Annotated in this window: 11 protein-coding genes and 1 pseudogene; 6 read left to right on the forward strand and 6 right to left on the reverse strand. The window is 56.1% G+C overall.

Annotated features, from left to right (window positions below; translation table 11 throughout):
• Window positions 1-1733, forward strand: a 1733-nt coding sequence (locus VMW13_07435) for a hypothetical protein (protein ID HUV44646.1), incomplete at its 5' end; no start/stop codon positions are given.
• Window positions 1734-1845: 112 nt separating this feature from the next.
• Window positions 1846-2058, forward strand: coding sequence for a hypothetical protein (locus VMW13_07440; GenBank protein HUV44647.1), 213 nt, complete (start codon window positions 1846-1848; stop codon window positions 2056-2058).
• A gap of 452 nt (window positions 2059-2510) precedes the next feature.
• Here VMW13_07440 and VMW13_07445 read toward each other — a convergent pair whose 3' ends face one another.
• The 6 genes from VMW13_07445 to VMW13_07470 form a co-directional block, all read right to left on the reverse strand.
• Entirely contained in the window at window positions 2511-2765 is a 255-nt protein-coding gene (locus tag VMW13_07445; GenBank protein ID HUV44648.1) for a type II toxin-antitoxin system RelE/ParE family toxin, read from the reverse strand.
• The gene (locus tag VMW13_07450) at window positions 2746-3033 is read right to left on the reverse strand and encodes a type II toxin-antitoxin system Phd/YefM family antitoxin (protein HUV44649.1); all 288 of its coding nucleotides are present in this window, start codon (window positions 3031-3033) and stop codon (window positions 2746-2748) included. Before VMW13_07450 ends, VMW13_07445 begins: the two co-directional genes overlap by 20 nt.
• A 709-nt stretch (window positions 3034-3742) precedes the next feature.
• Window positions 3743-4531, reverse strand: a complete 789-nt coding sequence (locus tag VMW13_07455; protein HUV44650.1) for a response regulator transcription factor — start codon at window positions 4529-4531, stop codon at window positions 3743-3745.
• A 224-nt stretch (window positions 4532-4755) separates the two neighbouring features.
• Window positions 4756-5454 (reverse strand): response regulator transcription factor, encoded by a 699-nt coding sequence (locus VMW13_07460; GenBank protein ID HUV44651.1) that lies wholly within the window; start codon window positions 5452-5454, stop codon window positions 4756-4758.
• Window positions 5451-6173 carry a HAMP domain-containing sensor histidine kinase gene (locus VMW13_07465; protein ID HUV44652.1) on the reverse strand — a complete coding sequence of 241 codons (723 nt, stop codon included), beginning with the start codon at window positions 6171-6173 and terminating at the stop codon, window positions 5451-5453. The genes VMW13_07460 and VMW13_07465 overlap by 4 nt, the downstream gene beginning before the upstream one ends.
• 67 nt (window positions 6174-6240) lie before the next feature.
• On the reverse strand, window positions 6241-6627 hold the full coding sequence (locus VMW13_07470; GenBank protein HUV44653.1) for a helix-turn-helix transcriptional regulator: 387 nt from the start codon (window positions 6625-6627) through the stop codon (window positions 6241-6243).
• A 177-nt stretch (window positions 6628-6804) separates the two neighbouring features.
• On the opposite strand from VMW13_07470, the gene VMW13_07475 reads away from it, so the two are divergent.
• The 4 genes and pseudogenes from VMW13_07475 to VMW13_07490 all read left to right on the forward strand — a co-directional run.
• On the forward strand, window positions 6805-8265 hold the full coding sequence (locus tag VMW13_07475; GenBank protein HUV44654.1) for an NAD(P)/FAD-dependent oxidoreductase: 1461 nt from the start codon (window positions 6805-6807) through the stop codon (window positions 8263-8265).
• A gap of 467 nt (window positions 8266-8732) precedes the next feature.
• Window positions 8733-9173 (forward strand): annotated as a pseudogene (locus VMW13_07480) (GatB/YqeY domain-containing protein).
• 146 nt (window positions 9174-9319) lie between these two features.
• Complete coding sequence (locus VMW13_07485) at window positions 9320-10495, forward strand: mandelate racemase/muconate lactonizing enzyme family protein (GenBank protein ID HUV44655.1); 1176 nt, start codon at window positions 9320-9322, stop codon at window positions 10493-10495.
• A 287-nt stretch (window positions 10496-10782) separates the two neighbouring features.
• Window positions 10783-11652: phosphoribosylformylglycinamidine synthase subunit PurS (locus VMW13_07490; GenBank protein ID HUV44656.1), on the forward strand; the 870-nt coding region annotated here is incomplete at its 3' end.

The raw sequence follows: 11652 nt of genomic DNA on the forward strand, positions 1-11652 counted from the left end.
GGAGCTACACCGGCCAGTACGGCTGCGTTGTCGTCGCTGCTGCTTCACAGGGAGCTGAAGTCTCCATCTTCTGGATAAACTCCAGCAAGGAAATCAGGCGTATAAAGAGTACCGATAACGGAGCCACCTGGGGTAGCCCGGAGCTTATTGATTACACACCCACCACCAGCATCAAAGGATTGGCTGTCGCTTACAAGCCTAATGGTGACCTGGCCATCTTCTTCGCCGATGGTACCACGCTCTACGTCAAGAAGCACGTTGGCGGGAGCTGGCAGTCCAGGTCTGCCTGGGATAAGACCACCGGTGACCTCTCCGGCGTGGCTGCGGTTTATGATACTGATTGGAATCTGCTTATCACCGGGCAGGACACGGATGACAACTACAAGCTATGGTCACTGGTCTATGGTGACGGTGGTGACGTCTCTGCTGGTACCTGGTCTGCTCTAAAGGAGCTGGTCTCGGCGCCATCGGGCGGCGATTTCGAGTATACCGGCCCGTTTCTGGACAAGCCGGATGTGTACCGCGGTTTTTATGTGGAGAAGTTCACCGGAAGCGAATCCTATACTCGTCCCTTCTGGTCTCACACCGTCCCGGATACAGACTATACGGACAGCCTCTGGCGGGAGCCGGTGCCGTTGGACCTGTCCATCGAATACGGCCTGGCAATCGCCTACCACGGCGACTACTGCTGGCTGGCTAACCCGGCGGGCGTCTGGCGTGCCGGACTGTCGGAGCAGAGTATTGAGCTTACCGATGATGTCATGTCGGTCAGGCAGGAAGCCAGTCCTGATAGCGGAGGGCTGACGGTAGAGTTGAGGAATGACGATGGACAGTACGCTTCTCCGGGAACGGGCACACTCGCAATTCTAGATACGGGCTGTCAACTGGAGCTCGGTCTCGGCTGCGTCACCTCGCAGGGTAACGAGGTCAGCACTGGTCTTACCTTCTGGCTGGAGGCTTACGAGCATACCAGCGCCGGAGGAAAGGCCTGCCTGGTGTTGCACGCTCCCGATGGTTGGTGTGCCATTGAAAGATGGCACGCCAGGCACCAGTTCCGGTGGAACAAGGATTCCGACGAGATGTCAGTCAAGGATATCCTGGGATTTGTCCTCGCCAGGGTCGGGCTTAAACTCGAGGTCAAGTCCGCATCATCCGTTATCACCGGCTACTATCCTGACTTCGCCATTCACCCCGGCAACCGGGGTGATGAAGTCATCAGGACACTACTGTCTTTTGTGCCTGATGTGTTGTTCCTTGAAGGCAGCGTGGCCTACATAGTCAATCCCCGGTCTACGGACAGCTCGGTCTACTCCTACGGGCAGGACCACGCCGTATTCGAGGGTAGCTATCGTACGGGAGCCTGGGCCCTCAACCGGGTCCAGGTGGAGGGCTACGACCCGGTGGGCGACGGGGCAATAATCGTCGATTCCTTTGAGTGGGACCAGATTAAGCGATTTCATGACAGGCTGGTTCAGGTGGAGGACAGGAACCTGGACACGGTGGCGCGGGCGGAAGATAGGGGGGGAGCCCACCTGAGGGAGGCGGAGATGGAATCTGTCGGCGGCACGATTCGAGTGCCGGTAAACTGCGGCCAGCAGCCGTACGATGTTGTTGACATAACAGACACGAGGGCCGGACTGATCTCCGTGAAACGAAGGGTGGTAGCGATAGCGCTGGTCTACCGGCCGCAACGAGGGGAGTACGAACAGCGGTTGTTGCTGGGAGCAGTGTAATGAGGGTGTCGGGAGGGGAGTGCCCCATGATTCCGGAAATTCAGGTGGTCTTCCCGTCTCTGCCGGTCTGTGTCGATGTCGTCGACTATCTGAAGGAGGTCGGAAAGGAGAAATGAGTTTGAGAAAAGCAATACTGAGAAATTTCGATTCCGGGGGCTACACTGCCACCGTCCAGCTTGCCGGCAGTCACAAGATATACCTGGAGGGCGTTCCTGTGGCACGCAATATACCGGCGGTGGAGATGGCCCTGGGCAGAAAGGTTGCCGTGGTATTCTTCGATACCCACAATGCTAAGGAAGCGGTGGTGGTAGCCGTCTACACCTAGCCGGAGCGGAAACATGCCCTGTTGGGAAAGCCTTACCCTTTTAAAGCCCAGTAAACCATCAGGCGGGGCGGTAAACTCTTGTTTATGCGGGGTAAGCTTCACCATCAGCTAGTCAAGTGAAGACCGAAGGGTAGAAAAATACAGGCAAGGGAGACTCTAATGTAATAGGGGTTCCTTTGCCTTTTTTTATGCCCATTTTTAGAGGATAGTCCGGGGATGACCCGATCTATCCTCTTTTTTGTTTTCCCCAGTCGTTTGGAAGGTGGAAACAGTTAATGTAGAAATAATCTCCTAAAAACTGACCTGTTAAAAGTCTGCCCCGTCCCTTGCGTCCTTTTTACGTTTTTCTTCCCTGAGTTCGTTGAGGCGAGCAATAATGGGACTATCCAGTTTTGGTTTGGAAATTGATTAAGCCGAACTCCAGAGTTACGACTAAAGTCCCCACGGACTGTCTAAACTCGATAGACATCCCCTCTCGACATCACCCGATAAATTATGACTACCTTTGCCCCATCATCGACCTGGAAAAGGATTCGGTAGTCCCCCACACGAACCTTGTAACCGTCTCTGGCGGTTAGCTTTTTGGCACCGGGCGGCCGGGGATTCTCAGCCAGGTGAGCGATAGCCCTGTTTATCCTCTCCTGGGTTTGCGCTGGTAGCTGGCGTATCTGCCGGTGGGCGGTGTGGCTAATTTCCAGTCGATACACCGCTCTTCAACTCTTTCGACTTCGTCAGGTGCTCCTCAAAGGGCATTGTCGGCTCTTGGTTCATCTTGGCCTGGAGCAGCTTGGCAGTGTCAGAGAGGTCTTCCAGGCGCTCTATCATATCGTTATACTGGTTGATCCCGACGAGAACTGCCTTTACCCGGCTGCCGGAGACTATAAGGTATGGCTCCCCGCCGCCGGAGACTTCATCCACTAGCTGGGTGAGTTTCGGCCTGGCCTCGGCCATTCCAATTGATTTTATCCTACTCATACCGACCTCCTTAATGTCTATATTAACACTGGTGTTAAAGTGTGTCAATGAGGAGGTCAAGCTTTCCCCTTTTTAAATGCCCCATTTACGTTCTTTCAATGAATATTTTCTGCCACACCCCCTGCTGAGTTTACAAATAATGCCGTGACCCCTGTTCTATTCTTGGCTAATTCGGGTAATTTCTCCCACAATCCATGAAATTGCCTCATATCAGGCAGCGCAACGCTGTATTTGCACTCTGGGTCATGCATCCTTTGTAGTATCTCTCCGAGCGAGTAAAGAAAATAGTTAACACGCATTGGGTCTCTGGAACCCGAGCCCTTGACCTCGATAATCCATCGTTTCGTGCCACGTTTCGCCTCGATATCGGGACCGTGACTTTTACCCCATGCTACGGTAGGGTCCCACCCACGGGTGCTTAGATAGGTTTCCAAGACTTGCTTGATTTTATGTTCCGATAGGCTATGATGTTCTGCAATCTCGTCTTTGTTGGATTGCTCAGGTGATGAGGCCTTACCCGTTAAGTAATTACCGATAATCCCGTCTGCCCATCGGTTACGGGAAATGACACCATGAGATTCTAAAGATATGCAGATCTGGTTCACATATTGCTGCGGTGCTTCACGTCCATATATACCATCGGTTATTTCTCTATCAGATAGGCCGGGCTTCTGTCTCAATATAAGCGAAGTCAAACCAGCAATGCGGGTTATTTAATATCATCGACTGCCGCCCGGAAACGTTCCCAGATGCTGTCCCTGAAGGCGGCAAACTCATCCCTGGTGATGTACTCTTCGGCGGGCTGACCGGTGGGGCGTGCTCGGAAGACGTTTGCCATGTGGCCGTCCTGTGCCGCTGCCATTACTTGCCGGATATGGTCATTGGTTACCAGTTTGGCCAGGATGCGCTCAAGGTTTTCGCTGATATTCTCCCGGCTCATGTTGAGAGCTCGCGAGACCTGCTCGATAGAGCCTTCCTGGCCCATACGGCGAAGTATCTCCGTCTCGCCGTGCGTCAGGCTGGGTAGCAGATTATCTACCATTTCACTCATCGTACTAAATTGCTCGAACTCCCCGAGTACCCGGACCGCTATTCCCGGTATCAGCATCGCCTCCGCGATGGGTTGTTTCCCCTGGGCAATCACTCTGATGGTGTTAATCAGATCCGTTGGGTCGGTTTCCTTGGTGATACAGGCACTGGCCCCGGATTTCATCGTCTGAAACAGGTGTTCTTCGTTCTGGTTATCTATGATGAGCATCACTGCCACCGAAGGGAAGTTCTGCCTGAGGTATCGTGTCGCCCGGATGCCGGCAAAATCCGCGTGGTTCGCATTCAGGATAGCCACCCTCGGAGGATTGGCCTGGATTGCCTTGAGGGCCTCATCGCTGCTGGTTGATTCACCGATGACGTCCATATCCTCTTCACCGGATAGAGTGAAGTGGATACCTTCGCGGAACAAGACCTGCCAGTCAGACAGAAACACGCTTATCCTGCTCATTCCCTCCGCTTCCTCACAGGTCTGGCTCTACCATCCACTATTATTAAAACATGCACCCGTAAAGCCGGGTATAAAGTTCCTAAACATTCCGTAAAGAAATCATAAAGATTTCATAAAGGTTTGTTTATAATGTTTGCGGGGTGGTCTGGGGAAACGCGGCTGATGATGAGACCCATTCAGAGGTCCGGGAGTTCCGCTGGTGGGGATAGAACGCTTCGGAGGGGTTAGCCGTTCGCCGGACGGACGAACTTGTAGCCCATGCCATGCTCGGTGACGATGATTGTGGGCGAGTTCATGTTATCTCCGAGCTTCTGTCTCAGGTGCTGGATGTGTACCCGGAGCAGGTCTCTGGTGTCCTGGTAGCCTTCCCCCCACACCTTGGCCAGCAGATTCTCATGGGTCAGGAGGCGTCCTTCGTTTCTGATTAGCTGGCGGAGGAGTTTCATCTCGGTGGAAGTAAGCTTCACCGGCTGCCCGTCAATCTTAACCTCATTGCTGGCGAAGTCGACCGATAGCTTGCCGGCGATGTAGGGGCGCTCTTCACTGGTGACCGGCGCTCCCCGGGAGCGGCGCAGCACCGCGTCTACCCTGGCGAGAAGTTCGATGTGGCTGAAGGGCTTGACCATGTAGTCGTCCGCTCCGAGTTCGAGGCCGCGGGCGATATCGACGTCCTCCCCCTTAACCGTAAGCATTATCACCGGTACCTGTGAGAAGCGCCGCAACTCACGGATGACCTGGAACCCATCGATGTCCGGCAGATTGATGTCCAGGATAACAATGTCCGGACTCTCCACTTCGATAAGCTGCAGTCCGCTGGTCCCATCGTTCGCGGGAAGCACTTCCGCGCCACTCCAGCGGAGCTGGAAACACAGGGAAACAACCTCGACGATGTCCGGCGCATCATCAACGACTACTACTTTCAATTCACGCTCCTGGCTATCGGTAGAGAGAAGAAGAAGCTGCAGCCCGGCCCGGTCTGGCCTACCAGCCAGATTTTCCCACCGTGAAGCTCAACGAGGAACCTGGCAATGGTCAACCCGAGCCCTCCCTTACCATTACTCTTCTGAATCTGGTAGTGGGCCTGGAAAACCCGCTCCTCTTCCTCGGGCGGGATGCCGCCGCAGGTATCGCTTACCTGGGTGACCAGGTTCGCCCGGTCGTCCTGCCAGACACTGATATTGATACTCCCTTCTTCAGGACTGAATTTGCTGGCGTTGGCTATCAGGGTGAGAAAAATTTGCTCCAGGTGTCCGGCGTCAGCCCTTACCGGAGGCAGCGAATCAGGCAGGTCTAGAGTCAACGATTGCCTGCGGCTTTGAATCCTGGGATGGATTCGTTCCCCTACGTTGTGGATGACCTCGGTGATATCAACAGGTTCCGGATGGAACTTGAAGTCCTGCATCTGTTGCCTGGGCATGTCGGCAAGTGAAGTTACTCTCTCGTTCATATGGTGGGCGTTACGGATGATAGACTGGAGCAATCTCCACTGTACGCTGCCCTCGGCCACGTGGAGTTCGTCGGTTATCAGCTCTGCAGAGGCGATGATGGCGGTCAGGGAGGTCTTGAGTTCATGGGTAATCGCCGCCACGAAGTCTACATGCTCGCTATCCTGTTTGCTTACGTTGTCTGCCGGCGACTGCATTGCGTGTCCTCTTGCCAGGTATCGGCGGTAGCCCGCAGCAGACCCGAGAACCAGGTCCCGGTGGGCACTACTTGTCCATGTTCCTGGCGATACTCCTCAGGATAGTGAGAATCCCAATGACGGCGCGCTGTATCTCCGGTGGTTCCTGACTCAGGACCCTGGCCACGTATGGGTCCAGCTTTCCACTGGCATAGATGGGGACTCGCTCCGCCGTTGCGGAAGCCGGGGTGGAGAGGTATCCAGCCAGGGTGAAGAGTTCGTTTTCCTCAAAGCCCAGGGGAGCCGCTATCTTCCGGAGGATGTGAGCCGAGGGAAACCGTTCTCCCCTCTCGATGCGACCCAGGTGTGAGGCTGATACCTTTGCCTTGCTGGCCAACTCCTGCAAGGTTAATGGCAGGCTGATTCTCTGCTGTTTGAGTATTCCCCCGACATGGTTGGTGGCATCATTGTCCATGATGGTATTCTAGTTGGACAACTGGCAGTTGTCAAGGAGAATGGCGCAAAGTGCCAGGTACCAGGCTCCGCCGAACCTTCCCACACATATAGATATCGCCTGCTTCTCACACATATAAATATCTGCACACGTACTCTCCGGTGGTGACCGGCATCGGCCTGTACTGGAGTGTCACTAATGCCCTGGAACCCGTATAACATTTCCTTGACGCCAAACGGCGCCGGTAATACAATGACATTGTCGGGTGCCATGATTAAAAAGTACGATGTCATCATTGTGGGTGGTGGTCCGGCGGGGCTCTTCGCCGCCCTGGAGGTAGTGAAGACTTCCGACCTGAGCGTGCTGCTGGTCGAGAAGGGACGGGACATTGATAGCCGTCAGTGCCCGGCGCGTGACCGGGATATCCCCTGCGCAGCGTGTGAACCCTGTAATCTTGTCTGTGGTCTTGGTGGGGCCGGGGCATTCAGTGATGGTAAACTGACCCTCTCATCCAAAGTCGGTGGCCGGCTGGTCGACTACATTGGCAAGGACAGGACGGATGACCTCATTGAGTATGTCGATGGTGTCTATCTCAGCTTCGGTGCTTCGGACAGGCTTTTCGGTGTGGGAGATGAGGTTGACGGGCTGGTCCGTAGTGCGTCGCTGGTGGAACTGCGTCTGACGCCGATGCCCCTGCGCCATCTCGGCACAGAACACTGCCGGTCTGTGCTTAAGGCGATGCGGGACCACCTGGAACCACGTCTGGATATCCTGCTTGGTACCGTGGCAGAGACAGTGGTCACCGATGATGGCCGTGTAAGCGGGATAACCACCGAGGCCGGCGACCGGTTCGAGTGTGATTACCTGGTACTGACACCGGGCAGAGAGGGTGCCGACTGGATGTCCCGGGAAGCGCAGCGACTCGGCCTGACCATGTACAGTAATCCCGTTGACGTCGGTGTCAGGGTGGAGGTGCCGGTGGCAGTTATGGAGGAATTCTGCGACGTCCTTTACGAGGGAAAACTGGAGTTCCTGTCCCCCAGTTTCGATGACCGTATCAGAACGTTCTGCATGTGTCCTGCCGGAGAGGTTATCGTGGAGTCCACCGGGGGAGCGGACCCCGTAATCACGGTAAACGGGCACAGCTATGCCGATAGTAAGAGTGACAACACGAATTTCGCCCTCCTGACGAGTACCACCTTCACCGAGCCGTTTCGGGAGCCGATTGCCTACGGGAAGTATCTCGCCAGGCTGGCCAATATCCTCAGTGGCGGGGTGCTGGTACAGCGCTTCGGTGACCTGATGCAGGGCCAGCGCTCCACACCGGCGCGTATCGAGCGTGGCCTGGTACGTCCTACCCTGGTGAGTGCCACTCCTGGCGACCTCAGCTTTGTGATGCCCTACCGTCACCTTGCCGGAATTGTGGAGATGCTCCGGGCGATGGACAAGCTCATCCCCGGCGTGGCTTCGTATCATACCCTGCTCTACGGCGTTGAGGTCAAGTTCTACTCCGGGCGTCTTCAGCTTACCCCCGGCCTGGAGACGGAAGTGGGCAACATGTTCGCCGCCGGTGACGGTGCTGGGGTCAGCCGTGGACTAATCCAGGCGTCGGCATCGGGCGTGGTTGCCGCCAGGGAGATACTGAGCCGGCGGCTCTGACTTCATTATAAGGAGTACAGGCCCTCCGTTTACGCCAGCATCGCGTGATTTGACACTTCCACCGGGATTGCCGCGCTTCGTTCGCAATGACTGATAGTCCGTATCTCAGAATGACAGGGTTCGGTTCGGGATGATTAACCTTGACGTCATTGCGAGGAGCGTACCGGCGTGGCGTCGGTTTCAGCGACAGGCCACTGTCTTCAGTGGCACGCAATCTCGGCACAACTGGGTAACCCTATCCCCGTACGGCTCGTACGAGCCGCACTCCCCCTCTCTTTTGAAGGAGAGGGGGACACAGGGGGTGAGGATGGAAGACAAGCGTCTTGACACGAGACATCTGTGCTATCTAAAATAATGCAGTGTGGGCACAGCTTCGTGCTTTCGGCAGGCAGCCACGGAGTCCGGTGCAGCGCCGGAGCGCCAGAAAAACGATAAGTAAGTACGTACAGGCAGAATTAGGAGCTTCGATGAAAGAAAGACTGACCGGTGACCTGAAGAAGGCAATGAAGGCTGGCGACACCACAAGGCGTTCGGTCATTCGCATGGTGATGGCCGCTATCAAGAACGCTGAAATTGCCACGCGCGCTACCCTTGAGGAGTCCGATGTCCTCGGTATTATCGCCAAGGAAGCCTAGGTGCGCGAAGAGAGTATCGAGGCCTTCAAGCAGGGGAACCGGCAGGACCTGGTTGACCAGCAGGAGGCGGAGCTGGCTATTCTTCAGGAGTACCTGCCCAAACAGGCCACGCGTGAGGAGATTGTCGACGCGGCGCGCACTGTCATTGCCGAGGTCGGTGCCGAAGGGCTGCGTGACAAGGGCAAGGTAATGCCCGTACTGGTTGCCCGGTTCAAAGGTAAGGCCGACGGCCGGGAGATAAACGCCGTGGTCACCGAACTGCTCGGCTCTTAGTCCTGCTTATGGCAGCGGCCAGCTACTTCCAACCCTCGTGTAGCGCCAACTCTGTATTCTCAGCTTCTGCGAGAATAACCGTGTTCCGACCAGCCAGTAATGGTGTATAATGCTGTCGGAAGCATCAACGGGAGGACTGGACAACGATGAAGATAGCAGATGTCAGGACATTCATTGTGGGGAACCCACCGCCCTACCACGGGGGAATGAACTGGGTATTCCTGAAACTGGTGACGGACGGTGGCACCGTCGGTTATGGCGAAGCCTATGGTGTGCCGTTTAATCCCCTTGCTGTGGCGCAACTCATCGAGAGTGTCGGGGAGCGACTTATCATTGGCTCCGACCCTTTCCGGATCGAAAGGCTGTGGCGCACGGTATACACCAGTGGCTATGACCTTCATCCCGACCTTACCAAGATGGGCATACTCAGCGCCTTTGAGATGGCCTGCTGGGATATCGTGGGCAAGGAACTGGACCAGCCGGTATACAATCTCCTCGGAGGGCAGTATAACGAAAGGGTCCGGTCCTACACGTACCTCTATCCTGCCCCGGACGACCCGGTGCGAGGTAACCTCCACACCGACCCGGAGCGCGCCGCTAAAAGGGCCGTTTATTATGCCGACCAGGGCTTCACCGCGGTCAAGTTCGACTCTGTCGGACCGATGTCCGAGGACGACCCGGTACAGCTTTCCCTGGAAACTCTGGATAATGCTGAAGCCGTTGTAAGGGCGGTACGGGAGGCCGTTGGCAACCGGTGTGACATTCTGTTCGGTACTCACGGACAGATGGTTACCTCCAGCGCCATCCGTCTGGCCAAGAGGCTGGAACCATACGACCCTCTCTGGTTTGAGGAGCCGGTCCCGCCGGAGAACCGCGACGAGATGGCTCGGGTAGCCCGTTCCACGAGTATTCCCATCGCCACCGGGGAGCGCCTGTCGACCAAGTATGAGTTCCGGGAACTGCTTGACAAGCAGGCCGCCGTCATCCTTCAGATGGCCCTGGGAAGGGTCGGCGGGATTCTTGAGGCGAAGAAGATTGCCGGTATGGCCGAGGCCTACTATGCCCAGATTGCGCCTCATCTCTACTGCGGTCCGATAGAGGCCGCCGCCAATATCCAGCTCGCTACCTGCAGTCCCAACTTCCTGATTCAGGAGAGCATCGAGACCTTCGGCGGTTTCCACGCTGAGCTTCTCAATGAACCCATCCAGTGGGAAGACGGCTATATCATCCCGCCGACGAAGCCGGGGCTGGGTGTCGAGTTGAATGAAGAAGTTGCCATCAAGAATCCGTACATCCCGAGTCGGGACTGGATGCGGACCTGAGCGAGGATGCGGCTGCTCCTCAGAACGCCACTGATGATGTCGCCAGGATAGACAGGTGACACCCGTGGAGCCGCAGACGTACGCCTTCGGTCCTGTTTGTCATTGCGAGCGAAGCGCGGCAACGCGCCACTGCACTCAGTGGCGCGTCGCTCTGCTCCTCGCAATGACAGGTAAGGAAACGGCCTGTCATCAGTGTAGCGGGTTAGTAGAACCGATAGTGTTTTTCCGGCGTTTCTGCTAACATTATATTTAACGGCGCCCTGCCGGTAGTAATAGGGGGCTGCTCGGTGCACCGAATAGAAGTTCGCCTCAAGAGCCACCTTCCTGATGCCCGTGGGACGGGTCTGGTCAAGGACATCCGTGACCTCGGGATTGAGACTGTTTCCAGTGTCCACGTAGTCGATGTCTACTGGCTGGATGCGGAGCTCGAATCAGGCACTCTGGACCTGATAAGCCGGAGCCTCCTCGCCGACCCCGTAATCCAGCAGTACCGTATCGTTTCCACTGTTTCCACCGGAGAAGAGACTGCCGCCGAACACCACGTCGTAGAAGTGACCTATAACCCCGGTGTTGTGGACCCTGTCGAAGAGACAGTGATGAAGGCTGTCCGGGACCTGCGTATCGAGGGTGTTCGTGCGGTAAAGACAGCGAAGCGGTATCTCATCGAGGGTAGGGTCGATGAAGCGCAGCTTGAAAGTATCTGCGGCAAACTGCTGGTCAACCCGATTGTCGAGCATATCGTCGGGCCGGACACGGTCCCTTTCTCAGAGAGACCCCGCTACCAGTTCCAGTTGAACCGGGTAACTGTCCTCGAAGCAGACGAGACCGGACTTGCGGAGGTGGTACGGGAGTTCGGCTTCTCTGACCCTGAGTTTGGCGCCATCGTTAACTACTATCGTGAACAGGGCCGGGACCCCACCGATGTCGAACTGGAGACACTGGCTCAGACCTGGTCAGAACACTGCGTCCACAAGACCTTCCGGGGCAGAATATCCATGGGTGGGCAGACCATCGACAACCTGCTCAGGAGCACGATTGCCAAAGCAACCCGCGAGCTGGACAAACCGTGGTGCCTGTCTGTCTTTGTGGACAATGCCGGGGTGATTGACTTTGACGGCCAATGGGCGCTCTGTTTCAAGGTAGAGACCCACAATCAC

This window comes from Dehalococcoidales bacterium, from assembly GCA_035529395.1.
GTDB lineage: Bacteria > Chloroflexota > Dehalococcoidia > Dehalococcoidales > Fen-1064 > DUES01.